Annotated in this window: 18 protein-coding genes; 8 read left to right on the forward strand and 10 right to left on the reverse strand. The window is 64.8% G+C overall.

The genetic code is table 11. The annotated features are described in order from the left end of the window. The first annotated feature begins 200 nt into the window (after positions 1–200). The 3 genes from M1P90_RS16755 to M1P90_RS16765 all read left to right on the forward strand — a co-directional run bounded on the left by M1P90_RS16755 (position 201) and on the right by M1P90_RS16765 (position 3,481). On the forward strand, positions 201–764 hold the full coding sequence (locus tag M1P90_RS16755; RefSeq protein ID WP_483704233.1) for a thiamine pyrophosphate-dependent enzyme: 564 nt from the start codon (positions 201–203) through the stop codon (positions 762–764). Positions 765–975: 211 nt separating this feature from the next. After that, on the forward strand, positions 976–1,755 hold the full coding sequence (locus M1P90_RS16760) for a cyclase family protein (protein ID WP_483704235.1): 780 nt from the start codon (positions 976–978) through the stop codon (positions 1,753–1,755). A gap of 208 nt (positions 1,756–1,963) precedes the next feature. Next, positions 1,964–3,481 (forward strand): acyl--CoA ligase, encoded by a 1,518-nt coding sequence (locus tag M1P90_RS16765; protein ID WP_483704237.1) that lies wholly within the window; start codon positions 1,964–1,966, stop codon positions 3,479–3,481. Positions 3,482–3,568: 87 nt separating this feature from the next. On the opposite strand, the gene M1P90_RS16770 is transcribed toward M1P90_RS16765, so the two are convergent. The 3 genes from M1P90_RS16770 to mce all read right to left on the reverse strand — a co-directional run bounded on the left by M1P90_RS16770 (position 3,569) and on the right by mce (position 6,452). Then, entirely contained in the window at positions 3,569–4,783 is a 1,215-nt protein-coding gene (locus M1P90_RS16770) for a flagellar hook assembly protein FlgD (RefSeq protein ID WP_483704239.1), read from the reverse strand. Between the two features lie 207 nt (positions 4,784–4,990). Next, positions 4,991–5,989, reverse strand: coding sequence for a lysylphosphatidylglycerol synthase transmembrane domain-containing protein (locus M1P90_RS16775; RefSeq protein ID WP_483704241.1), 999 nt, complete (start codon positions 5,987–5,989; stop codon positions 4,991–4,993). 58 nt (positions 5,990–6,047) lie between these two features. Then, complete coding sequence (gene mce / locus M1P90_RS16780; RefSeq protein ID WP_483704243.1) at positions 6,048–6,452, reverse strand: methylmalonyl-CoA epimerase; 405 nt, start codon at positions 6,450–6,452, stop codon at positions 6,048–6,050. 298 nt (positions 6,453–6,750) lie between these two features. Between mce and M1P90_RS16785 the strand changes: the two genes are divergently transcribed. The 3 genes from M1P90_RS16785 to M1P90_RS16795 all read left to right on the forward strand — a co-directional run bounded on the left by M1P90_RS16785 (position 6,751) and on the right by M1P90_RS16795 (position 10,439). Beyond that, entirely contained in the window at positions 6,751–7,713 is a 963-nt protein-coding gene (locus tag M1P90_RS16785; RefSeq protein ID WP_483704245.1) for a carbohydrate kinase family protein, read from the forward strand. A gap of 129 nt (positions 7,714–7,842) precedes the next feature. Next, entirely contained in the window at positions 7,843–8,697 is an 855-nt protein-coding gene (locus M1P90_RS16790) for a BtpA/SgcQ family protein (protein WP_483704247.1), read from the forward strand. Positions 8,698–9,395: 698 nt separating this feature from the next. Beyond that, entirely contained in the window at positions 9,396–10,439 is a 1,044-nt protein-coding gene (locus M1P90_RS16795) for a homoserine dehydrogenase (protein ID WP_483704249.1), read from the forward strand. Between the two features lie 187 nt (positions 10,440–10,626). Here the strand turns inward: M1P90_RS16795 and M1P90_RS16800 are convergent, their stop codons facing one another. Beyond that, complete coding sequence (locus M1P90_RS16800) at positions 10,627–13,146, reverse strand: glycosyltransferase family 39 protein (protein WP_483704251.1); 2,520 nt, start codon at positions 13,144–13,146, stop codon at positions 10,627–10,629. 179 nt (positions 13,147–13,325) lie between these two features. Between M1P90_RS16800 and M1P90_RS16805 the strand changes: the two genes are divergently transcribed. After that, entirely contained in the window at positions 13,326–14,441 is a 1,116-nt protein-coding gene (locus M1P90_RS16805) for a YihY/virulence factor BrkB family protein (protein WP_483704253.1), read from the forward strand. 270 nt (positions 14,442–14,711) lie between these two features. On the opposite strand, the gene M1P90_RS16810 is transcribed toward M1P90_RS16805, so the two are convergent. The 4 genes from M1P90_RS16810 to gltB form a co-directional block, all read right to left on the reverse strand. After that, positions 14,712–15,089: a helix-turn-helix domain-containing protein gene (locus tag M1P90_RS16810; protein WP_483704255.1), complete on the reverse strand. Its 378-nt coding sequence runs from the start codon at positions 15,087–15,089 to the stop codon at positions 14,712–14,714. 13 nt (positions 15,090–15,102) lie between these two features. Next, positions 15,103–15,396: a type II toxin-antitoxin system HigB family toxin gene (locus M1P90_RS16815; protein ID WP_483704257.1), complete on the reverse strand. Its 294-nt coding sequence runs from the start codon at positions 15,394–15,396 to the stop codon at positions 15,103–15,105. A 114-nt stretch (positions 15,397–15,510) separates the two neighbouring features. Further along, the gene (locus tag M1P90_RS16820; protein WP_483704259.1) at positions 15,511–15,834 is read right to left on the reverse strand and encodes a hypothetical protein; all 324 of its coding nucleotides are present in this window, start codon (positions 15,832–15,834) and stop codon (positions 15,511–15,513) included. 181 nt (positions 15,835–16,015) lie between these two features. Next, complete coding sequence (gene gltB / locus M1P90_RS16825) at positions 16,016–20,647, reverse strand: glutamate synthase large subunit (protein ID WP_483704261.1); 4,632 nt, start codon at positions 20,645–20,647, stop codon at positions 16,016–16,018. A gap of 608 nt (positions 20,648–21,255) precedes the next feature. Here gltB and M1P90_RS16830 point away from each other — a divergent pair. After that, positions 21,256–21,708, forward strand: coding sequence for a VOC family protein (locus M1P90_RS16830; RefSeq protein WP_483704263.1), 453 nt, complete (start codon positions 21,256–21,258; stop codon positions 21,706–21,708). A gap of 231 nt (positions 21,709–21,939) precedes the next feature. Here the strand turns inward: M1P90_RS16830 and mgtE are convergent, their stop codons facing one another. Further along, positions 21,940–23,310 carry a magnesium transporter gene (gene mgtE / locus M1P90_RS16835; RefSeq protein ID WP_483704265.1) on the reverse strand — a complete coding sequence of 457 codons (1,371 nt, stop codon included), beginning with the start codon at positions 23,308–23,310 and terminating at the stop codon, positions 21,940–21,942. Further along, complete coding sequence (locus tag M1P90_RS16840; RefSeq protein ID WP_483704267.1) at positions 23,307–24,095, reverse strand: alpha/beta fold hydrolase; 789 nt, start codon at positions 24,093–24,095, stop codon at positions 23,307–23,309. The genes mgtE and M1P90_RS16840 overlap by 4 nt, the downstream gene beginning before the upstream one ends. Positions 24,096–24,340: the final 245 nt, after the last annotated feature.

Below are 24,340 nucleotides of genomic sequence, written 5' to 3' on the forward strand. Positions count from 1 at the left end.
AACCTGATAACCTGCAACTTGTAAACATGCAACTCATCCAAAAACCTTTGCGTTCTTTGCGCTCTTTGCGGTTAAATATCGCGTCGTCACTCAGCCCGACAACCTGCAACTTGTAAACATGCAACTCATCCAAAAACCTTCGCGTTCTTTGCGCTCTTTGCGGTTGAAACATCTCGTCGTCCGAGAAGCAGGGAGGCCCAATGCTCAGAATCGATGCAATGCAGGCGATCTACGACCGGCTGGAGCGCTGCGTGGTGGTAACGATCATGGGCGCGGTGTCGGCTGAGCTGCAATCGCTGGGCCACCGCCCGAACTTCTTTTACCTGCAACACGCTATGGGTCTGGCCTCCTCGATGGGCCTGGGCATCGCACTCAGCCGCCCCGACTTGCAGGTGATTGTGCTCGACGGCGACGGCTCGGTGCTAATGAACCTGGGCGGCCTGACCACCCTGGCGCGCTACCGCCCGCCGAACCTGCTGCACATTGTGTTCGACAACGAAAGCCTCCTGTCGGTCGGCGGCTTCCCAACCGCCACATCCACTGGCAGCGACCTGGCCGGGATCGCGCAGGCGGCTGGCGTGCCGCGCACCGCTACCGTGCGCGAGCTGGACGAATTCACCGCCGCCGTGGATGCCGCGCTGGACGCCAACGAACTCACCACGCTGGTCGCCAAGGTCGAGGCGAAAGGCCCGCCCGTGTTCCTGACCGACCTGCCCATGCTGGAGAATCGCTTCCAGTTCGCGCGGCACTTGAAGACACTATAGGAAAGGGCTGAAATAGTGGGCCACAGAGAACACGAAGGACACCGAGTTTTGACTGTCCTGCTCAGTGGCCGTTCGGCTGAGCTCACGACGAAGCCTCTGTGCACTCTGTGGCTCAGCCGCTTGCTGTCGGCTATAAGGAGTTAGCCGTTTGGCAGGTTCAAGCATTCAAACATCACAACCTGCCAACCTGCAACACAGAAGGAGCTTAACGATGTCAACCGTCCTCACGCAGCTCGTCGAAGAGCTGAACGCCGGCACGCTCAAAGTCGTCGACCTGACGCAGCCGCTCGGCCCAAACACGCCGGTGATCGGCCTGCCGCCGATCTTCGCCTCGTCGCCGGGCGTGACGATCGAGCAGATTTCGCGCTACGACGCGCCGGGGCCGGGCTGGTACTGGAACACGCTCCATCTGGGCGAGCACACCGGCACACACTTCGACGCGCCCGTGCACTGGATCACCGGCAAAGAGCTGGCCGACAACCGCTGCGACACCATCCCGGCGCGGCGCTTTGTTGGCCCGGCCTGCGTGATCGACGTGAGCGCCGACGTGGCCGCCAACCCCGATTTCCTGCTGACGCCCGAGCGCATCGAAGCCTGGGAGGCCGAACACGGCCGCATCCCGGCGGGCGCGTGGGTGCTGCTGCGCACCGACTGGAGCCAGCGCAGCGACCCGGCCGATTTCCTGAACGTCGGCGCGGATGGCCCGCACAGCCCCGGCTTCCACAAGAGCGCGTCGGAGTTTCTGGCCCACCAGCGCGACGTGCTGGGCGTTGGCGTCGAGACGGTTGGCACCGACGCCGGGCAGGCCGGCACCTTCGACCCGCCCTTCCCCAACCACGCCACCATGCACGGCGCGGGCAAGTTCGGGCTGGCCAGCCTGTGCAACCTCGACCAGCTACCGCCCACGGGCGCAATCGTCGTCGCCGCGCCGCTCAAGATCGTCGATGGCAGCGGCAGCCCGCTGCGCGTGCTGGCAATCGCGCCTGCGTAGAGAATAGAAATCCACAGATTTCGCAGATAAAGCTACTTTAAATAACCACGAAAGCACGAAGGCACCAAGATTGCCTATTTTCTGAAACCTTGGTGTCTTGGTGTCTTGGTGGTAATCGTTCCCAGCACTCTTATTTGAAAAGTCCTGAACCCAATCTGCGTAATCTGTGTAATCTGTGGATATATTCGTCTTTGTTTGGAGTTCAGTTATGTCCCACCCTTCTGCGGAAAAAACACTGCTCGAGCTGCTCGCCGGCGCGGATGACCATATTGCCCTGCGCGCGCCCGGCCACCCCGACCTCTGCTACGCCCAACTGCGTGCGAATGTCACCGCGCTGGCCGCGCAGCTCAACAGCTTCGGGCTCGGGCGCGGCGACCGGATCGCGCTGGCGATGGGCAACGGCCCCGAGGTCATTCTGGCCTTTCTGGCCGCCGCAACATGCGGCACAGCCGCGCCGCTCAACCCCAAGTATAAGCAGGATGAGTTCGCCTTTTACTTCGACGACATTCACGCCCGGGCGCTGATCACCCTGCCTGGCAGCATGCCGCTGGCGCACGCCGCTGCCACGCCCGCCATGCAGATCATCAGCGCGCTGCCGCAGGACGATGGCACGCTGGCGTTTGTGTGCGAGCGCGGCGCTGGCGCGGCCCGCCCAACCGAGCGCGCCCAGCCCGACGACATCGCGATGATTCTGCACACCAGCGGCACCACCAGCCGGCCCAAGCGCGTGCCGCTGCGCCACCGCAACCTGGCCGCCTCGGCCGACAACATCATCGCCACCTACCAGCTCAACCCGGCTGACACGGCCCTGTGCGTGATGCCACTGTTCCACATCCACGGCATCGTTGCCTCGATGCTCAGCACACTCGCCTCGGGCGGCACGGTCATCTGCCCCGAGGGCTTTAGCGCGCTGGAGTTCTGGCGCTGGGTGGAAAGCTACCGCCCAAGCTGGTACTCGGCCGTGCCGACGATGCACCAGATGCTGCTGGCCCGCGCCGAGCGCAACCAGGAAATCATTCGCGCGCACCCGTTCCGCTTCATTCGCTCCAGCAGCGCGCCGCTGCCACCGGTGGTGCTGGAACGGCTGGAAGCGGTGTTTGGCGCGCCCGTGCTCGAAGCTTATGGCATGACCGAAGCCGCGCACCAGATGGCCTCAAACCCGCTGCCGCCGCGCGCGCACAAGGCTGGCACAGTGGGCTATGGCGTGGGCGTGGATGTGGCGGTTATGGACGAGAGCGGCGCGCTGCTGCCGGCTGGCGAGCGCGGCGAGGTGGTGATTCGCGGGCCGAATGTAATCGACGGCTACGAGAATAATCCCGACGCCAATGCCACCGCCTTCACCGATGGCTGGTTCCGCACCGGCGACCAGGGCGCGATTGATGCGGATGGCTACCTGGCGCTCACTGGCCGCCTGAAGGAGCTGATCAACCGGGGTGGGGAAAAAATCTCGCCGCTGGAGATCGACGACGTGCTGCTGCGCCACCCGGCCGTGGCCGAGGCGCTGGCCTTTGCGGTGCCGCACAAAACCCTGGGCGAAGACATTCATGCGGCTGTGGTGCTGAAAGCGCCCGCCACCGAAGCCGATCTGCGCGAGCACTGCGCGGCGCGACTGGCCGAGTTCAAGGTGCCGCGCCAGTTCCATATTCTTGAGGAAATCCCGCGCGGCGCGACCGGCAAGCCACAGCGGATCAACCTGGCGAAGCAGCTTGGGTTGGCAGGTTCGTAGTGCGCTTTCAACGCAGGGCGTTGTAGCCCGGAAAAAGCAATTGCCTTCTGCATCCTGCCAACTGCAAACTGCTACGCGCGCCAGCGATCAGAAACCAACCTTGACGATCGTGCGGCCGGTGCGATCCTGGAAGAAGCCCACGCCATCCTGAATCAGGCCGACATAGAAGCTCATTTTGGTTTCGGGCTGATCGACGCGGATACGCCCGGTGATTTCGGCTTCCTCGCCCGGCATCAGCACGTCTTCTTCGTTCGGCACTTTCCACTGGTCGGGCGGGCGCGGCGTGACTGCCCAGCGGTAGGGGTAGCGCTTGGCCGCGCCGCCGCTGTTGGCGTCCCAGTCCACCCCAATGCGCCAGAAGCCGCCCGGCTTCACCACATATTTCCCGCCATCCACCGAAGAAAAGACATCGTCAGTGCTGTATTCATAGCCCGAGGCCGGGCCATAGGTGCGGATCGGCACATCGCCGGTATTCTGCACGCGCATCGTCACCGTGATCGTATCGCCCTTCATAATCGCTTCGGGCGCGATGTTCGTGAAGGTAATTTTCACCTCGGGCTGGCCGCCACCGCCAATGGTGATTGGCGTTTGCCGCTCCACAAGGTTGCCGAACCGATCCTGGGCGCTGAGCGTCAGGGTGTACACGCCATCGGCCAGCAGCGCATTATCGACGGTTTTACCATTCCAGATATGGCGCTGCGGGATCGGGCCTTCTTTGTCGTCGGCAACAAACGGGTAGGTCGCACCATCCGGCCCGGTCAGCACAAGGTCAACCGTGGCCGAGACGGGCAGCTGGTAGGTGATCTCGGTGATGTCGTCGATGCCATCGGCGTTTGGCGAAATTGTGTCGGGGAAGACGACCAGATTCTCAATCAGTGGCGGCGGCGAGTCGGTGCCAGCGATGGTGATGGTGCCCTGCGCCTGCGCCTGCGCGCCGTCGGTGGCGACCGCCTGCACCGTGTAGGTGTACGCGCCGCTCGGCAGCGCCCGCCGCTTCAGCACCGGGTCGGTGGTGGGCGTGGTGCCATCAAACGACAGCGAATAGGGGTCGGGCGAGGCCGTGCGCAGCTCGTTTTCGCGCAGGGCATAGCGTGTGCCGGCAGCGTCTTGCAGAAACACCGACACCTTCGCGTCGCGGCCGATCGTGTAGCGAATCGTCGCGTGTTCGCCATTGCCGGTGGGCCGCAGCTCCACGCTGGCCGGGCCAACATCCGACAGCACAGTATTCGTGCCACAGGCCGCCAGCGCGCCGCTGAGCAGCAGCAGAATGACGAGCACAGAAACGAATCGCAAGGTTCTCACACAGCACCAGATAAAGCGGAATTCATTATGTCTATAGCAGTTTGCAGTTGGCAGAGACCAGCAAGCTAAACCATTTGTAGCCGAGAGCGAACGATTAAGCCACAGAGCGCACAGAGGCTTCGTCGTGAGCTCAGCCGAACGGCCACTGAGCAGGACAGTCAAAACTCGGTGTCCTCCGTGTTCTCTGTGGCTCCGTACTTCTGCGCGCTAGCGTGCCAGCGGCTCGCCCGCGCCGGCCTCAAGCGGCTGGCGTTCTTCGCCATAGCGCCGGCTGAACAGCCACAGCGCAACCGCGCCCAGCGCCACGCCAAACCAGAGCGTACAAAAGCGAATAATGATTGTGGCTGTGGTGGCCGGGCCAGCCGCGAGCGGGATCAGGCGCTCAAGCATGAGGGTGCTGGAGCCTTCCGACACACCCAGGCCGCCGGGCAGAAACGACACCAGCCCAAACAGCGTCGACGCCGCAAAAACAAACGTCGCCTGCTGGAGCAGCAGAAACGACGCCGGCACGCCCAGGCCGCGCAGCACATAGAACATGGCCACGCACTCGCCAAACCACGACACCACGCTGATTATGGTGGAGATCAATAGAATGCGCCACGACAGCAGCTCACGCATGCTTTCGTAGGCGGTGCGCAGGCGCGGGGCAATGCGCGTGCCCAGCGGCAAACGCTCGACCAGCGCGAGAATGCGTTCGACCAGCGCCCGCGACTGCGCGATCAGCAAGCCCGCCGCCGTCGCAACCAGCAGAATGTAGAACAGCGGGCGCGCGGGGGCGTAGAGCGTCAGGCCAAAGCCCATCAGCAGCAGCATCGCCAGCCCGTCGGTGATGCGCTCGGCCAGCACAATCGGCGCTGAGGCGCTGATCGGCGTGCCATTCAGCCGCTTGAGCAGGTAGGATTTCAGCACCTCGCCGACTTTGCCGGGCGTCACCGCCATCACCATGCCGCTGGTGAACAGCAGCGCGCTATCGGCCCGGCTGACGCCCTGGCCCATGCCCATGCGGCGCAGGTAGAAATCCCATTTCAGCCAGCGCAGCACGTAATTCGCCACCGTAAAGCCCAGAATAGCCGGCAGCGCCGCCCACCCAAAGGTGCTGAAGCTTTGCCCGACCTGCCGCATATCGCTGAGCAGGCCAAGCACCACCACCACCGCCAGGCCAAGCAGCGCCGAAAGAATGATTTTGCCGCGAAGTTGTGCTATCAAGGCTTACTGACCACCGACCGCCGGCCACGCGCGAACAACGAGTGTCGCCGGTCGCCCACTAATGCTGATGCTGCACCAATTCCACAAGCACACCCTGGCAGCTCTTTGGGTGCAGAAACGCGACCAGCGTATCGTGCAGGCCGGGGCGCGGCGTCTCGTCGATTAACTGCACGCCGCGCGCCTTCGCATCGGCCAGCGCCGCGACAATATCTTCGACCCGGTAGGCAACATGGTGCATGCCCGGCCCGCGCTCGCTCAGGTACTTCGCGAAGGACGCCTCGTCCGAAGTTGGCGCGATCAGCTCCAGCAGCATGCCGCCAACATGCGTCGCCGCCACGGCCATATGCCGCTCGGGCATGGCAATACGCTCCCACTCGCTGACGCCAAACGTCTGCGAGTAGAAGGCCACTGCATCGTCGATATTGCGCACGGCGAAGCCGATATGATCCACTGCCGTAAACATCGTAAACCTCCTGCTAATGCCATTGCTCTGGGCATGACTGTAGCAGTAACCAAGGCGGGCGCAGTGTACCATTCGCAACCAAAAGCGTCAATTACGCAAGCCGGCGTCGCTGTATCAGGGAGTGTGAAATAGGACGCGGACAAACGCCGACGAGTGCCGAAAAACGGTTCCATGCCTATCAATCCGCGTTCTCCGCGTGCGTCTGCGTCCAATACCCCCAAACGCGCGCCGCATTTGGCGGCCCCGCCAACATCCATTATCATGGCGCGGCGTTTGAGCGAAAGAGTGAGCAGAGCGTATGACCATCCTCGTTGTCGGTGACGCAAATGCCGACGTAAGCGCCGCGCTGGTGCGCTTCCCCGCCGAAGGCGACGACACCCAGATCACCGCGCTGGAATGGGGCAGCGGCGGCTCGGCCACGAATGTCGCCGCCGCGCTTGGGCGGCTGGGCGTGCCGGCCCGCCTGTTCGCCCGCGTCGGTGCCGACCCCGCCGCCGAGATCGCGCTACGTGTGGCGCGCGCCGCTGGCGTTGATTTGCGGGACGTGCAGGTTGACCCGAACATCGCCACCGGGCTGTGCTATGCGGCAGTGTCGCCAGGCGGCGAGCGCACGTTTTTCAGCTTTCGCGGGGCGAATGTCGCGCTTGCGCCCGCGCCCGCCACGCTGCTGGATGGTGCGCGCTGGCTGCACATTTCGGCCTATGCGCTGTTTGAAGGGTCGCAGCGCCGCAGCACGCTGGAACTGCTCGACGCGGCATTGGCGCGCAACCTGCCAATCTCGCTCGACCTGTGCCTGCCGGTGCTGCGCGCCTGGCACCACGAGATCGAGGCATTGCTGCCACGCCTGGCGATTCTGTTCGCCAACGAGCACGAGCTGGTCGCGCTTTGCCCCGCGCCAACGCAGGATGAAGCAGCGGCGCAGCTGCTCGGCACCGGTCTGCCATTGGCGGTGATCAAGCTCGGGCCGCGCGGCTGCCTGCTGGCCGCGCCCGACCTGAACCAGCAGTTCCCAACCTTCCCGGTGGCCGCGCTCGACACCAACGGCTGCGGCGATGCCTTTGTGGCCGGATTTCTGGCGGCGCACCTGGGCGGCGCAACACTTGAGCACAGTGTCGGGCTTGCCAACGCCATGGGCGCGCTCACCGCCACGCGCTACGGCGCGGCCGAGGCGCTGCCCACGCGCGCAGAGCTGGAATCATTTTTGCACGCGCAAGCCGACGGCGAGCCAATCGCCCGGCTGCTCGACCGACCCTCAACCTAATTCTTTAAATAACCACCAAGACACCAAGACACCAAGATTTTAGAATATTCTGGAGCTTTTCGTGTCTTCGTGGCAAACGTTCGCCACACTTTTTGAAAGATATTGACCCTAAACCAAGGAGCAAGCAATATGACTACGCCACTACCTGCCTGGAAAACGCGCCTCGACGCGCTCCAGATCAACGATCTCAAGCAAATTTTCCGCACCTCGAAGCCCGTAATTGGCATGGTGCACTGCTGGCCGCTGCCCGGCGCGCCGGGCTACACCGGCTACGGCATGCAAACGATCATCGACAATGCCCTGCGCGACGCGCACGCGCTGGCCGAGGGCGGCTGCGACGGCATTATTGTCGAAAATATGTGGGACATCCCCTTCCGCGCCGGGCCGAACATCCAGCCCGAAAGCATTGCCGCGCAGGCCGTGGTGGCCGCGGCGGTGAAGCGCGAAATCGCCCTGCCAATGGGCATCAACCTTGTGCATAATGGCGGGGTATCTTTGCTGGGCATTGCCATCGCCAGCGGCGCGGAGTTCATTCGCGTGTGCATGTTTACCGGCGCGGGCGTGTGGGATGCCGGCGAGTGGGACGAAGGCTGCGCCGCCGACCTGATGCGCCGCCGCAAGGAGCTGCACGCCGAGCACATCAAGCTCTTCGCGGATGTGGACAAGAAGCACTCGGTGCGCTTCCCCGGCATCGACCTTGCCACGCATATCGAGTGGACGCGCTTTTTCGGCGCCGACGCGCTAATCGTCTCAGGGCGCATGACCGGCGACGCGCCCGACCTGGGCAAGGTGCGCGAGGCCAAGGCCATGGCTGGCGACCGCCCGGTGCTGATCGGCAGCGGCGGCGACGAGCGCAATATTGGCGCATTTCTACAAGTGATTGACGGCGTGATTGTTGGCTCGAGCATCAAGATTGATGGCCGCTGCGAGAACCCGGTCGACCTGGAACGAGTGCGCCGTTTTGTAGGCGCGGCACGGAGCTAGCGAATAGTACTTTGGTGGGGCGTGGTACCGTTGAACAAGCCATTGAACAACACGCTTTCGTTTTATTCATCTTCGTGATACGTGATACGAAGGCAATTTTACCGCATCAGGAAGGCAAGCGACTTTGTGGCGATTTCCACAAGTTGAAAATTTTGTAAGCAGAACATAGTACTTTCGCACCCGAAGCCACTGGTACCTGTGGTGCGCTCAGACCCTTACCCATGGTGCATTGAGATGTGCGCGTGGCCGTGCTATGCTTATGCCATCGAAAGCCACACGCACTCAACCATACACGCTCTTCGAAAGCTGTCGGACCGGCTTGTAACGGCCAGGCATTCTTTCAGCATTGCACAACATTTCATCGTCGCTGAAGAACGTCCCAAACACATTCTTGCCCATCGCAGATACATCGCAGCACCACGCATTACTCGCATCGCAGCACACAACGCCGCAGCATCGCAGCCCACGTTCACTGAACATCGCAGCACACAACGCCGCACATCGCAGCACACTGGCCGGCAACGCAGCAATCAACCCAGCCCAACACAGCGCGGTACCTGACTGACAGCCAACCACACCCCGTCTTCGCAGGCCCTGGCATTATGCCAGGGCCGCTGTCGTTGGTGGGGCGCATTTCTCTGGTATGATACGCGCAGCGCGCCACAAGCGCAGGATTCGACAAGCTGCTGAGGAATTGTATGGCAGAAACGACCACGTATCGCCTGATCCTGGTGGGCTTTGGTTCGGCCGGGCAGGGGCTGGCCCAGATTTTGCGCGACCGCAGCGGCTGGCTGCTGCGCCGCTATGGCGTCGACGTGCAGATCGTCGCGGTGTGCACGCGCAATCGCGGCACGGTGTATAACCCCGAGGGACTCGACCCGGCCGCGCTGCTCGACGCCGTGGCGCAGGATGGTCACCTGCTCAACCTGCCCGGCCAGCGCGACTGGACGCCCGAAGACGCGATTGACCAGGCCGACGCCGATGTGCTGGTGGAGCTGAGCACCACCGATCTGACGACGGGTGAGCCGGCTACGGGCTTCATCCGCCTCGCGCTGGCCAACTCGCTCCATGTCATCACTGCCAACAAAGGCCCCATCGCCCTGCACCTGACCGACATCCGGCGGCTGGCGGCCGAGGCGCAGCTTTACCTGGGCTACGAAGGCACCGTGATGTCGGGCACGCCCGCGCTGCGCATGGGCTGGAGCAACCTGGCCGGCTGCGAGCTGAGCGAGATGCGCGGCATTGTGAATGGTACGACGAACTACATCCTGACCCAGATGGAGCAGGGCATGTCGTATGCCGACGCGCTGGCCGAGGCGCAGCGCCTGGGCTATGCCGAAGCCGACCCGACTGGCGATGTCGAGGGTTTCGACGCGGCGGCCAAGGCCGTGATCCTGGCGAATGTGCTGATGAACGCGCGCATCGATCTTGCGGATGTCGAGCGCATGGGCATTACCACGCTCACGCGCGACACGATTGAAGCGGCGCGCGCCTCGGGCGACCGCTGGAAGCTGATTGCGCGCGTGTGGCGCGACGGCGGGGCGGTGCGCGCCAGCGTGCAGCCCACGCGCCTGCCCGCCACGCACCCGCTGGCAGGAGTGAGTGGCGCGACCAACGCCATCACCTTCACCACCGACATGCTGGGCGACGTGACGCTGATCGGGCCGGGCGCGGGTGGGCTGGCAACCGGCTTTGCGGTGCTGTCTGACCTGCTGGAAATGCATATGCTGTGGGCGCGGTAATACGTATAGCGAAGAGCAGATTAGTTGAGCCACAGAGCGCACAGAGGGCACTGAGTTTGGTTTTACTGCTCGGTGTTCTCCGTGTTCTGTGTGGCTTAATTGCTTGACTCTCGGCTATAGGTGGTTGGACACCAGGCATTCTTTATGGATGCTTGGTGTCTTTGTGTCTTCGTGGCAAAATTTGCGCTTATGGGGCGGCAATCGCGCGCCGGGCGATCTGCGCGGCGGCATCGCCCAGGCCGTAGAGCACATACTCGGGGTTGCCGGTGAGCGGCGAGCGCGGGCCAAGCGCCAGCTGCTGCGCGCCGGGGCCAAGCGCCTGCGCGGCGCGCTCGGGCGGCGCTTTGGGGTTATCGCCATACGCGATCAGCAGCGTGCTCGGGCCAGGCGCGGGCGTGAGTGTCGCGCCGTCGAAGCCGCCGACCGGCAGTTCGGCCGTGAGATATTGCATCATTTCGTCGGTGCTGGGGCCGGTGGGCACGTACAGGCGCGTGGCCTGCGACTGCACTGCCGGGTCGCGCGCGAGGCGCTGCGCCAGGTCGCCAATGTGCGTTTCGGCGATGTAGAACTGCTCGTAGGTGGAAGGCAGCGCGGGCCAGATGACGAAGTAGCGCACGCCGTTCAGCGCGAGGATGCCCGCCAGCACAGCCGGCGCGGCCCAGCGCAGCGCCCAATCGAAACGCGTGACGCGCAGCCGTTCGAGCAGCGCAACGCCACCAATGCCCGCCAGCAGCATGCTCGGCGCGATTACCTCGACGGTGCGGACGGCGTGGGGCGCCTCGATGGCGAACATGCCCGGAATGAGCGCCACCGCAATCCACAGGAACAGCAAGCGCACCCGCCGGTCGCGCCACCACGCCAGCGCCAGCGCCACGCCCAGAGCAAACAAAAAGCCGGTTGGCGAGTCGAGCTGAGGCGCATCGGGCAGGTTGTGCCGCCCAATATGGTCGCCGCGCTCGAGCCAGATACCCAGGTGCAGCGCGAGGTTTTCTTCCAGCCGGCCCAGCGGCGCGCGAATCTCCAGCGAATCGGGGTTGAACACCGAGGTCTGCCCGACGCGGCGGCTGAAGCCATCGCGATTCTCAATTGCGTAGCGCGCCAGCGGCCAGCCCACCGCGCAGGCGATTAAGACTGCCAGCGTCGCGGCGGGCAGGGCAGCGCGCCAGCGCCCCCAGGCGCGGCCAAGCAACACCGGCAGGGCCAGCGCCACCAGCAGCGGCGTCAGGCGTGAGGGGTGGTAGGCGTAGACAGACAATCCAGTCGCCGCGCCAGCCAGCACCGCCCAGCCCAGCCGGGCCGCCGGGCGCGGCGCATGGAGCGCGCGCCAGACCGCGCCGAGCGCGAGCAGCGTGAACGGCGGGCCGAGTGTGGCGGCAAAAGCCAGGCGGCTGAGCGCAATGTGCCAGAGCGCGACGGCCAGCAGCGCCGCCGACAGGAGCGCCACGCGCCAGCCCCACAGCGGGCGTGCCATCCAGAACAGCGCCAGCGGTGTCAGCGCGCCGGCCAGCGCCGGCACCAGCCGCACCGTCCATTCGTGCGCGCCCCACAGGCCGATTGGCACGGCAGCGAGGTAGAACAGCAGCGCCGGAATGTCAGCGACGTTGGGGACGTACACCGGGCGGTAGGTCGGGTCGTGCAGGATGCGCAGGGCCAGCAAGCCGTGGCGGGCTTCGTCGCGCCAGAGGCCGGGCGGCAAGCTGCCGAGCGCGACTAGCCGCAACGCCAGCGCCACCAGCGTGATGCCCAGCAGCGCAGGAACGAGCCAGCGCGGCGCGGCCTCGGCTGCCTCAGCTTCGGGTGGGGGAGCGGGCGGCAGCGCGGCGGCGCATAGGATCATTGCGGCGACCAGCGCGGGCCAGCCCAGCAGATTCGACCAGCCTTGCTGGAAGGGCAGCAGCAGCACCGCCGCCGCGAGCAGCCCCAGCCCAGCGGCGGGCGCCCGCCCGTCGCCAGCGAAACGCGCGCGCAAGGCGCGGGTGATGGGCGGGGCCAGCAGCACCAGCCAGATCAGCGCCAGCACAACCCACAGGTTGGGCAGCCAGTAGCCCGCCGCCATCGGCAGGAACAGCAGCCACGCGCCCAGCGCCAGCGCGCCCAGGAGCGTCAGCGCCAGCGCCAGCCCGCGCGCGAGGCGGCGGCGCAGCGCCACAAACACGGCGTCGCACAGCAGCACCAGAAAGGCGAGTCGCCCCGGATCGGGCAGGCGATCTGCGAAGGAAAGCGGGTTGGGCGTGACGACCAGCGAGGTGAGTGCGAAGCCGAGCTTGCGCTTCTCGGGGTAGGGCGGGCTGGGCAGGGCCGCGAGCGCGACCAGGCGGCCTTCGGCGTCGTGGGGCGGGGCGGGCAGCAGCAGGGTGTACTCGCGCCACTCGCGGGCGAGCGGGAAGCTCAGCGACACACCGGGAAGCGTGAGCGGCACCAGCGGCTGATCGGCGGGGCGCGAGGCGCTGACGCGCATGCGCAGGAGCACGGGCGCGCGCTGCTCGAAGCCAAACAAGCGCAGGCGCGAATCGGGCTGCGCCCAGCGATACGTCTCGGTGGCGTTTTGCTCTTGCGCCCAGAACATACCCAGCGTGCGGCGCGCATCGGCGTCGGCGGCGCTCAGGCGCAACTCGGGCCGGGCCAGCGCCACAGCCCCACACACGATCAGCGCCACCAGCAGGCTCAGCAGTGCCAGATCGACCAGCCAGCGACGCCACTGCGGCACAGCAACTACCCTCACACACATCCCTTTAGCGTTTGAAGGGCGGGGCATCCTGGCACAGCGTGCGCCCGAACCGGCTCCTTTTTCCCTTCCCGAACCGGCGGCGATTATAGCACAGCGCCGCCGCCCCGGCACAGCACTTGCAAGCGATTCGGCAGATATATGAGGGAAAGAGGTATGGCATGAACCCAAAAGCTGTGTGGAGCTTGCTCCGCGAGACGTTTAGCGACTGGAGCGAGGACCGCGCGCCGCGCCTGGCCGCCGCGCTGGCCTACTATACGGTGTTTGCGCTGGCCCCGCTGCTGATTATTGTGATCGCAATTGCCGGGCTGTTTTTTGGCGAGGCGCAGGTGCGCGACAGCATTCTCAGCCAGGTGGGCGGCCTGATCGGGCAGAATGGCCGCGAGGCAATTGATGCAATGATCCAGGGCGCGCGCAAGCCGGCGGCGGGCATTATTGCCACGGTGCTTGGCGTGATCACGCTGATTGTGGCGGCTGGCGGGCTGTTTGGGCAGCTGCAAGACGCGCTGAACACGATCTGGGAGGTGCAGCCGAAGCCGGGGCGCGGTATCTGGGGTACGATTCAGGATCGCTTTCTTTCGTTTGCAATGGTGCTGGGCGTGGGCTTTCTGCTGCTTGTTTCGCTGGTTGTGAGCGCGGCGCTTTCGGCGCTTGGCACATTTGTGGCCGGCGAGGCCTACGCCGAGACGCTGCTGTGGCAAGGTGTGAATTTCGTGGTGTCGTTTGCCGTCACGACTCTGCTGTTTGCGATGATCTTCAAAATTCTGCCCGATGTGAAGATTGCCTGGCGCGATGTGACGATTGGCGCGCTGGCGACGGCGGCGCTATTCGCGCTGGGGCGTTTTGCAATCAGCCTGTACCTGGGCCGCGCCGCGCCCGAATCGACCTATGGCGCGGCGGGGTCGCTGGTGGCGCTGCTGCTGTGGGTGTACTACTCGGCGCAGATTTTGTTTATGGGCGCGGAGTTCACGCAGGTATATGCGAAGACCTATGGCTCGCGCATTCAGCCATCGGAGAATGCTGTGCCAGTGACCGAGGACGCGCGCGCCGAGCAGGGGATGCCGCGCAAGGAAGTGGTGGATGCGACGGCGGCGCTGGCCGATGGCAAGGCCGCGACACCGGCGGCTGCGGCGGCGCTGGCACAGGGCAAAGCCGACCCAGCAGCGCAGCCGGCCAGCCTGGCAGGCGAAAGCGTGCCGAAGATAGCGACGGCGGGCGCGGCGGTGGCGTTTGTGATTGGCTTGCTGGTGGGGCGGCGGTATAAGGCTTCGGGCTAGCGCGCCGGGAAGATTCACCACGGAGGCACGGGCTGTGTCACCGCAAAGAACGCAAAGAACGCAGAGGGCGCGAAGGACGAATGACGAAGGACGAACCGGGCGGTTTGCACCACGGAGGCGCAGAGGCACGGAGATGCTGAAGAGGGCGACGGCTGCTGTAAACCGCAAAGCGCGCAAAGGGCGCAGAGGGCGCGAAGTGGTGAAGGGCGAAACGGCGTAAGCTGCTTCGTCCTTTTCTGTTTGAAGACAGGTAGGAATTACTGGGGAATGTCAGGCCGCCGCTTTCGATAAACCATAAGGTTGAATCAAGACTTCAGCCGGAATGCCTAAACTGGCGTGAAGCCGCCGAATCATCTCCAGGCTGAGCGCACGCTTTCGGTTCAAGACTTCCGACACGCGCGCTCGACCACCAATATATGGTTCTAAATCGCGCCGTGTAAGACCCCGGCTTTCCAGGTGGTAGAGAATAGCCTCAATTGGATCAGGCGCTGCAATAGCTTCGTGCTCGGCCTCGTAAGCTTCCACCAATGTTGTAAGCACGTCCAGGCGGTCACCATCGGGAGTATCTGGCTGGGCATCAAAAAGCCGTTCAATTTCAGACAGAGCTGCGAGATGGTCTGCCTCGCTTTTAATTGGGCGAATATCCATTCGTACTCCTTGGTTATATGCTTGACGCATCGACGCGATCATATTCAGCGTGAGTACCAATAAAACGAACGTAGACAATCTGGTAAGGATAATTGATAAGAACGATCAGGCGGTAGTTATTGCCACGGATATTAAAAACGACCCGATTATTGGCAATGAAGCTCGCACTGGCATAGGCTTGAAGAATATCGTCGGGGGAATTCCAGGCAGCTAACTGCGTATCGTGGAACCAGGCTTTGAGCGCTTGTTCAGCATCAGGATGGCGCTCCCAAAAGAGCCGTAATGTTTTGCGGGCAATGATGCGCATGCCAAGAGTATACTACGATCCCATAATGGGATCAAGAGGCGCAACCTTATCGGGTGTGACAGATATTTCTGCAGGGCGGGCTGAAGCCGCTGGAAACAAGCCGCCACGCTCCATTCACCAGCTCACCCGACCGTGAACGGTCGGGCTGAAGCCACCAAGCCCTTGCAGGGCTGCTGCTCGCCAGCCTCGCAGAGGCTTTGTACGATCAGACCGGTCGTTTACGGCCGGGCGCAGCGCGAGGCCCAATTGCAATGCCGCACCATCGTTCATCCGTGCCACACTGTCGTTCATCCACGCCGCATTGTCTTTTATCCACGCCGCACTGTCTTCCAGACGTGCCGCAGCGTCGTTCATCCGTGCCGCACTGTCTTTCATCCGTGCCGCACTGTCTTTCATCCACGCCGCACTGTCTTTCAGATGTGCCGCACTGTCGTTCATACGTGCCGCAGCGCCTTTCAGCCGGAAATTATACGCACTACGCACCACGCACTATGAGACAGGCGCACGTGAAATATATCTCCTCCCGACTTCTGATTCCTCGCTCCTGGCTCCTCCAACGCAACACCCCACCAGCCGCGTGGCCAGTGGGGTGTTGTGTTACGGAGTAAGAAGCAAGCGACTAGCGCAGCGCCAGCACGCGCTCGCGCAGCGTGATCCAGGTCTTGGTCTGATCGACCTTGATGCCACGCGGAGCCACGCGCACGAACTGGCCGCGCACCGTTTCCCAGCGCGCCAGCAAGTCGGCGGCGCGCGGGCTGCCCGTCAGGTCGAGGTGGCGCTGCAGCAGGCCGCGAATGTTGATTTCGTCCTCGGCGTCGAGCCGCCCAAGCTCGACCATTTCGCCATTGCAGCGCGACGCGAAGTTAGCCTCCTCGTCGAGCACATAGGCGATGCCGCCCGTCATGCCCGCCGCGAAGTTGCGGCCCGTCGCGCCCAGCACCAGCACCACGCCACCGGTCATATACTCGCAGCCGTGGTCGCCCAGGCCCTCGACCACCGCGACCGCGCCCGAGTTGCGCACTGCGAAGCGCTCGCCGCCGCGCCCGGCCGCGAACAGCGCGCCGCCAGTAGCGCCATACAGCACAGTGTTGCCGATGATCGTGTTCTCGTGGGTGGCGAAGCGCGCCGCCGCCGAGGGCCGCACGATAATCGAGCCGCCGCCCATGCCCTTGCCAACATAGTCGTTGGCCTCGCCTTCGAGCAGGAACTGCACGCCCGGCGCCTGGAATGCGCCAAAGCTCTGGCCCGCGCTGCCGGTGAAGCGAACCGTCACGGTGCCATCGGGCAGGCCGGCCTCGCCGTAGCGCCCGCCAATCGCGCCCGACAGCGTCGCGCCGACGGTGCGGTCGCAGTTGCCAATCGGGAAGGCCAGCTCGACGCTTGCGCCGCTCTCAACAGCCGCACGCGCGCCGGCAAAAATCTCGGCGTTCAGGTCGCTGGTGGCGACATAGCCGTTCCATTCCTGCGTGTTGCGAATGTCCTCGCCGTCGTCGTCCAGCCGCTCCAGCAGCGCCGCCATATTCAGCAGGTCGCCTTCGCCGCCGCGCTTCACCTGCTCAAGCAGGTCGGTGCGGCCAACGATCTCGCTCAGGGTGCGTGCGCCAAGTGAGGCCAGAACCTCGCGCACTTCCTGCGCCAAGTGCAGGAAGAAGTGCATCACCTGCTCGGGCGTGCCCTTGAACTTGGCGCGCAGCTCGGGGCGCTGCGTGGCAATGCCGACCGGGCAGTTGTTCGAGTGGCAGGTGCGCGCCATCACGCAGCCCTCGGCCACCAGCGCGGCTGTGCCGAATGAGAACTCGTCGGCACCCAGCAGCGCGGCCATCACCACGTCGCGGCCGGTCTTCAAACCGCCGTCGGCGCGCAGGCGTACGCGGCCGCGCAGGCCGTTCAGCACCAGCGTCTGCTGGGCTTCGGCCAGGCCAAGCTCCCAGTTCACGCCAGCATTCTTGATGGACGAAAGTGGCGACGCGCCGGTGCCGCCCGAGTGCCCGCTGATCAGAATGACATCCGCGCCGCCCTTGGCCACGCCCGCCGCAATCGTGCCGACGCCGGCCTCGGCCACCAGCTTCACCGACACCGCCGCCGCTGGGTTGACCTGCTTGAGGTCGTAGATCAGCTGCGACAGGTCTTCGATGCTATAGATGTCGTGGTGCGGCGGCGGCGAAATGAGCTGCACGCCGGGAGTGGTGTGCCGCACGCGCGCAATTTCCTCGGTAACTTTGTGGCCAGGCAGCTGGCCGCCCTCGCCGGGCTTGGAGCCCTGCGCCATCTTGATTTGCAGCTCACGCGCCGAGGCCAGGTAGGCGGGCGTGACGCCAAAGCGCCCCGAAGCCACCTGCTTGATCGGGCTGTTGCCCTCGGTGCCATAGCGCTCCGGCGACTCGCCGCCTTCGCCCGAGTTGCTCAGGCCGCCCAGGCGGTTCATCGCAATTGCCAGCGTCTCGTGCGCTTCGCTGCTGGTCGAACCCAGCGACATCGCGGCGGTGGAGAAGCGCGTGACAATCGCCTCGACCGGCTCGACATCATCAACTGCGATGGGCGCGCTGGTGGCTGAATCGCGCAGCGCCAGCAGGTCGCGCAGTTCCGTGGGCGGGCGCTTGTGCACGAGGTCGCTGTAGCTCTTGTAGACGCCATAGTCGCCGCCGCCCGAGGCTTTCTGCAAGGCGTGGACGACAGCCGGCGCGAAGGAGTGGTACTCGCCATCCTTCTTGAACTTGTAGAAGCCGGGGTGCGGCAGCGAGGCGCGCGAGGCGACCAGCGGCAGGCGGCTGGCAAATGCCTCGTCGTGGTGGTTCAGCACGTCGGCGGCGAGCTTGCCGAAGCTCACGCCACCCAGGCGGGCGGGCGTGCCCTCGAAGCAGCGCGCCACCACCGCGTCGGCCAAACCAAAGGTCTCGAAGATCTGCGCGCCGCAGTAGCTATCGACCGTGGCGATGCCGATCTTCGACATGATCTTGAGCAGGCCTTTTTCCAGCGCGTGGATGTAGTTGTGCTCGGCTTCTTCCGACAGCTCGGCCGGCGTGCGGCGATCTTCTTCGGCGGTTTCCTGCGCCTTGCCCTTCACTTCGTCGCGCTCAATCGCCAGGTTGCGCACGGTCGCCAGCGCCAGGTAAGGGTTCACCGCCTCGGCGCCCATGCCCACCAGACAGGCCAGGTGGTGCACTTCGCGCGGCTCGCCGCTTTCCACAATCAGGCTCACGGCGGTGCGCAGGCCGCGGCGGATCAGGTGCTGGTGCACCGCGCCAAGCGCGAGCAGCGCTGGAATGGGCGCGCTGCGCTCATCGACGCCACGGTCGCTGATGATCAGCAGCACCTTGCTGGCGGCGACCGCATCCTCGGCCTGGCGACAAAGCCGGTCGAGCGCCGCGTTCATGCCCTGCGCGCCTTCGGCGGCGGGGAAGAGTGCCGGCAGCGTCGCGCTGGCAAAGGCCGGGTCGGCAAGGTTGCGGATCGTCGCAAGATGCTCGTCGGTCAGCACCGGGCTGGCGAGGCGCAGCAGGTGCGCGTGCTGCGGGCCGGCTTCGAGAAAGTTGCCGCGCCGCCCCAGCGCAAACGAGAGCGACATTACCAGTTCTTCGCGCAGCGGGTCGATTGGCGGGTTGGTCACTTCCGCGAAGCGCTGCTTGAAGTAGGCATAGAGCGGGCGGGCGCGCTCGGCCAGCACAGCGGCGGGCGTGTCGTCGCCCATCGAGCCAACCGGCTCCTGGCCGTCGCGCAGCATGGGCCGCAGCACAACCGCCAGTTCCTCGGCAGTGTAGCCAAAGGCGTGCTGCAATTCGCCCAGCAGCGCCGACTTCGACGCGCGCGAGGCGGATGTTTCCGGCTGATGGCCCTCAGCGATATGCGCCACGCCAGCCGGGGGCAGCACTTCCATCTGGCCGGCCAGCCACTGCGCATAGGGCTCGGCGGCGGCCAGGCGGCTCTTGATCGTGGCATTATCTTCGAACTGACCGGTGCGCAGGTCGGCGGCGATCATCTGGCCGGGGCCGACCTTGCCCTTCTTGATCACGCGGGCGTCGTCAACCACCACCGCGCCCACTTCGGAGCCAACCACCACCAGGCCATCGTCGGTGATCAGGTAGCGCGCCGGGCGCAGGCCGTTGCGGTCGAGCGCGAGGCCGACGGTCTGGCCGTCGCTGAAGCACAGCGCCGCCGGGCCGTCCCACGGCTCGGTCAGGCCCGAGTGGTACTGGTAGAACGCGCGCCAGCTCGAGTCCATATCCTGCACGCGCTCCCAGGCCTCGGGCACCAGCATCGTCAGCGCGTGGCGCACATCGCGCCCGCCCAGCACCAGCAGCTCCAGCACATTGTCGAGCATGCCCGAGTCCGAGCCGGTGGTATCGACAATCGGCCCCTGCTGCGCGACAAAGTTGCCCAGCGCCGCGCCGCCCTCAGCAATCGGCTCGGCCGCGCCATCGGGCTGGGCGTTCAGCCGCCACTCGGCCTCGCGCGCCTTCATCCAGGTGATGTTGCCGCGCAGCGTGTTGATCTCGCCGTTGTGCGACACCATGCGGAAGGGCTGGGCGCGCTCCCAGGTTGGGAAGGTGTTGGTGGAATAGCGCTGGTGGAAGACCGCAATCGCCGTGGTGTAGGCCGGGTCGGCCAGGTCGGTGTAAAAGTGCGGCAGCACTGGCGCGACCATCAGGCCCTTGTAGACAATCGTGCGCGCCGAGAGCGACGAAAGGTAGAAGCCTTCCAGCCCCTGCTGAATGGCGGCGGCTTCCATCTGCTTGCGGGCGAGGTACAGCGCGCGCTCGCGGGCGTCGCCGTCGAGTCCCGATTCGGCGCAGCCCACCAGGGCCTGCTCGATATCGGGCTGCGTGGCGCGGGCGCGCTCGCCCAGGGCCTCGCTATCGACTGGCACAGCGCGCCAGCCCAGCAGCCGGAGGTTGTAGCTCGCCAGCGCCGCCGCCACAAGCTCGCGCGCGGCATCGCGGGCGGCCGCATCGCGCGGCAGGAAGACCATGCCCACCGCAAGGTCGGCCACGTTGTACGAAATGCCCAGGCGCTGGAGCTCGCGGGCGAAAAACGCCTGCGGGATCTGCGTCAGCACGCCCGCGCCGTCGCCGCTCTTGCCGTCGGCGGCCACGCCGCCACGGTGGGCCATATTGCCCACGGCTGTCAGCGCCATCTGAATAATCTCGTGGCTCGGCGCGCCCGACAGGCGGGCCACAAAACCGATGCCACAGGCGTCGTGCTCGAACTGGGGGTGGTACAAACCGCGTTGCGACAATTTCTTGCTGGTGTGCATCTTTGTCATCCCTCTACTGCGTGAGTAGGTGCGAACGGCCGGGCCGCGAAGTGTGCGCCCGGCCAGGTTCCATCGATGGTATAAGACATACCTGCTGCGAGGTACCACACGAGGCGGAGCCACCGCGGGGGAAGAGGCGTTGCGGTGCCTTCGCCGGTGCTCCGTCGTGGAGCGTGTAAGAGTCAGGTTCGTGCGCTTGCGAGCGATGGGTACGAAGAAGATACAGCGCGACCGGCATTTTGGGGTGCCGGGTAAACAAAAACCCACAGCCAGATCTCGTACGACGAGATCGCTGCGGGCGTCATTGCAATCCGCTAAAACTTGGTTAATGGTTAAAAGGCACTATACAAGATAGGGGTACCTTTGTCAAGGGGCTTTGTGCAAGATTTCTCATTCTGATGCGGAAATTTGTACTTTTCATACAATCACGGAAATGGGCATGGAAGAAAAAGACGTGGTGCTTTCCCCAAAATCAGCTGAAATAGTCCAAATTTGTATAAATCCAACGAGGCGCTGATACCCACGTCCTGCTGTGCGCATGGGAAGCCGTGCTATACTCGTGGCTCGAACCGCCAGCAACCAGAAAAGCACCAGAAAAGAGGGAAGCCATGAGCGAGGAAACGCTGGGAACCACTACCGTCACGCAGGTCGCGATTATTGTGCGCGACATCGAGGCCAAGAGCGCCGCCTGGGCTGGCATGCTGGGCGTCCCCGTGCCCAATATCATCGTCACCGACGGCTACGATCTGGCGCGCACCGAGTACAACGGCGAGCCGTCGCACGCGCGCGCCAAGCTGGCATTCTTCAACCTCGGGCAGGTGTCGCTGGAGCTAATTGAGCCAATTGGCGAGCCAAGCACCTGGCGCGACCAGCTCGACGCGCATGGCGAGAGTTTGCACCACATCGCCTTTGGCGTCAAGGGCATGCAGGATCGCCTGGCATATCTGGCGGGCAAAGGCGCGCCGCTCATCCAGCGCGGCGAATACACCGGCGGGCGCTACGCCTATGTCGATAGCACCGAGCAATTTGGCGCAGTGATCGAGCTGCTGGAAAATGACTAATTTCTCTGGAAAATAAATTCCCTTACACTCAGCTTCCAGGAAGCTCAGGACAGTTTCAATCTGGTAGCCAGATGAGCTTCCTGGAAGCTTGCCCGTTGTATGAAATAACGTATTTTCCAGAATACTAATATGGTTCGCCCGAAAAAGCTACGCACTATATCCTAACCACATAGTGCGTAGTCCGTAGTTGCCTCAACAGATCGGCCGTGTGCCGTTTCTATCTGTAAAAACCTACAGCCCCAGCATCGCCTTCGCGATCATCAGGTAAATCGCCAGCCCAGTCGCATCGACCAGCGTGGTGATCAGCGGGGCCGACACCGTGGCCGGGTCGATGCCCACGCGCCGCGCAATCAGCGGCACGAGCGAGCCGATCACATTTGCCCACACGCAGATCGCCAGGATGGTGAGCGCCACCACGCCTGAGAGCGCGAACGTATTCCCCCACAGGAGCGTCCACGCCAGCGCCACGCAGCCCAACAGCGTGCCGAGCAGCAAGCCACTGAGCAGCTCGCGCAGCACCACGCGCCCGGTGTCGCGCGCGCGAATTTCGCCCAGCGCCAGCCCGCGAATCACGGTCGAAACCGTTTGCGCGCCCGTGTTGCCGCCCGTGCCAATCAGCAGGGGAATGAACACCGAGAGCATGACCATGCGCTCCAGCTCATTTTCAAAGAAGCTGAGCACGCTGCCGGTGAGCGTGCCGGCCAGAAACAAGAGCAGCAGCCAGACAATCCGCTTCCGCACTACCTGCGGGATGGGGATGGTGAAATACGGCTGATCCATGCCATCGTCGCTGACGCCGCCAAAGCGCAGCACGTCTTCGGTGCCTTCCGACACCAGCACGTCAATCACGTCGTCAACGGTGATGATGCCCAGCATTCGGCCACCTTCCGCCACCACTGGCACCGCCATAATGTCGTAGCGCGCCACCAGCCGCGCCGCCTCTTCCTGGTCGGTGGTGGGCGGGATGGTCACGACCTCGCGCACCATCAGGTCGGCGAGGCGGCGCTCGGAAGGCGCGGTGACAACCGTGTGCAGCGGCACAATGCCCAGCAGCTGCTGCTGCGGCCCGAGCACATACAGGTCGGTGAACGACTCGGTTTCGGGGTCGCTGTGGCGCAGGTGCGCAAGCGTTTCCTTGGCCGTCATCTCCGGCCGCACGCGCACGAATTTCTCGGTCATCAGGCGGCCGGCGCTTTGTGGCGGGTAGCTCAGCAGCGCGCGCACCTCGGCGGCGTCGCGTGGCTCCATGGCTGCGAGCAGGGCTTGCTGGCGCTCGGGCACGTCTTCGCTGAGAATTTCGGCCACGTCGTCCATCGGCAGACGATCGAGCAGATCGCCGGCTTCTTCGGCGGGCAGGTATTCCAGCAGCTCGCGCGTGGCGTCGCGGCTGGTTTCGCCCAGCACGTCGGCGGCCTGCGCGGGCGCAAGCGTGCGAAACACACGGACTTTGTCGTCGTCGTCGAGCCGATCGATCACCTCGGCGATATCGGCCGGGTGCCGGCCGGCCAGCAGCATGCGCAGCGCGTCGTCGTCGGCGGCGGCAAGCACATTCCGCACGCGCTGCTCAAGTGCTTCCACCCAGGTGATCGTGGCGTTGCTCATGCGCGCACCTCGTGGGCCGCCAGCCAGGGCTGCACAATGCCCAGCAGCTCGTCGGTGTGCGTGGCGACCAGCCAGTGGCCGGCGCGCGGCAGGGTGCGAAGCTCGGCATGCGGCAACAGGGCTTGCAGCTCGCGCGCGTGATGCGCCGGGGTGGTTGCATCGCGCCCGCCATTCACAATCAGTGCCGGGCAGCGCAGCTGCGGCAGCCAGGCGCGGCTATCGAAAGCCAGCAGCGCGCGCGCAACCGGCGCAACCCGCCCGCCACGGTTGGCGTCGAGCGTGGCATGCACGGCGCGGGGCGTGCTGCCCTCGGCAAAGGTGCTGGCGCGGCGCGGGCCAAGCAGGCGATACAGCTCGGGGCGCAGGCGGGCGTTAATCTGCTCGCGCAGCGTGGCCGCGCCACGGGCGTAGGCGCATACGAGCGCCAGCGCGCGCACGCGCGCCGGGTAGGCGCGGGCGAGTTGCTGCGCTACCGCACCGCCCGAGGCGTAGCCCAGCACAATGCAGGAATCGATATGGAGCAGATCGAGCAGAGTGTTCAGGTCGTCGGCCAGGCGCTCGATGCTGTCGGGGCCGGGCAGGCAGCTGCTCTGGCCGTGGCCGCGCAGGTCGGGAACAATGACCTGAAACGCGCGGGCCAGCGCTGGAATAATTGGCGCGAAAATTTCGCCAGTGGTGCCGAGACCGTGCAGCAACAGCACAGGGGTGCCGCTGCCGTGGACAGCGCAGTAGAGCGCGGAGGCGCGACGGCGTGCGGAGCGCACGCGCGGTGCCAAAGTGTTCATGATGTCCTCCCAGGATCGATGCGGCAAGCAGGGCCGCCGGAGTTTTAGCGGCGCGCCGTGGGCCGCGCCAGTGGAAGGGAGGACAAAAACGCCCCCACACCTCGCAGTGTGAGGGCAGCGCAGGGTTTGGCTAGTCGCTATGGGCTATGCCATAGCATCGCCAACCGCTGGCAGCAAGCGCATCACAAAACGAGGCCACCGGCGCAGCGCGACCAGACGCACCGCGCACAAGAATGACTGGCGTC

The sequence above is a fragment of the Kouleothrix sp. 19917 genome (genome assembly GCF_057073505.1).

What these genes read in the sequence shown, in the direction of transcription:
- M1P90_RS16790 (WP_483704247.1), top strand. Translation starts at nt 7,843, where the DNA reads ATGACTACGCCACTACCTGCCTGGAAAACGCGCCTCGACGCGCTCCAG.
- gltB (WP_483704261.1), bottom strand. Translation starts at nt 20,647, where the DNA reads ATGCACACCAGCAAGAAATTGTCGCAACGCGGTTTGTACCACCCCCAG.
- M1P90_RS16785 (WP_483704245.1), top strand. Translation starts at nt 6,751, where the DNA reads ATGACCATCCTCGTTGTCGGTGACGCAAATGCCGACGTAAGCGCCGCG.
- M1P90_RS16760 (WP_483704235.1), top strand. Translation starts at nt 976, where the DNA reads ATGTCAACCGTCCTCACGCAGCTCGTCGAAGAGCTGAACGCCGGCACG.
- M1P90_RS16765 (WP_483704237.1), top strand. Translation starts at nt 1,964, where the DNA reads ATGTCCCACCCTTCTGCGGAAAAAACACTGCTCGAGCTGCTCGCCGGC.
- M1P90_RS16755 (WP_483704233.1), top strand. Translation starts at nt 201, where the DNA reads ATGCTCAGAATCGATGCAATGCAGGCGATCTACGACCGGCTGGAGCGC.
- M1P90_RS16795 (WP_483704249.1), top strand. Translation starts at nt 9,396, where the DNA reads ATGGCAGAAACGACCACGTATCGCCTGATCCTGGTGGGCTTTGGTTCG.
- M1P90_RS16820 (WP_483704259.1), bottom strand. Translation starts at nt 15,834, where the DNA reads ATGAACGACAGTGCGGCACATCTGAAAGACAGTGCGGCGTGGATGAAA.
- mgtE (WP_483704265.1), bottom strand. Translation starts at nt 23,310, where the DNA reads ATGAGCAACGCCACGATCACCTGGGTGGAAGCACTTGAGCAGCGCGTG.
- M1P90_RS16840 (WP_483704267.1), bottom strand. Translation starts at nt 24,095, where the DNA reads ATGAACACTTTGGCACCGCGCGTGCGCTCCGCACGCCGTCGCGCCTCC.
- M1P90_RS16805 (WP_483704253.1), top strand. Translation starts at nt 13,326, where the DNA reads ATGAACCCAAAAGCTGTGTGGAGCTTGCTCCGCGAGACGTTTAGCGAC.
- M1P90_RS16815 (WP_483704257.1), bottom strand. Translation starts at nt 15,396, where the DNA reads ATGCGCATCATTGCCCGCAAAACATTACGGCTCTTTTGGGAGCGCCAT.
- mce (WP_483704243.1), bottom strand. Translation starts at nt 6,452, where the DNA reads ATGTTTACGGCAGTGGATCATATCGGCTTCGCCGTGCGCAATATCGAC.
- M1P90_RS16830 (WP_483704263.1), top strand. Translation starts at nt 21,256, where the DNA reads ATGAGCGAGGAAACGCTGGGAACCACTACCGTCACGCAGGTCGCGATT.
- M1P90_RS16810 (WP_483704255.1), bottom strand. Translation starts at nt 15,089, where the DNA reads ATGGATATTCGCCCAATTAAAAGCGAGGCAGACCATCTCGCAGCTCTG.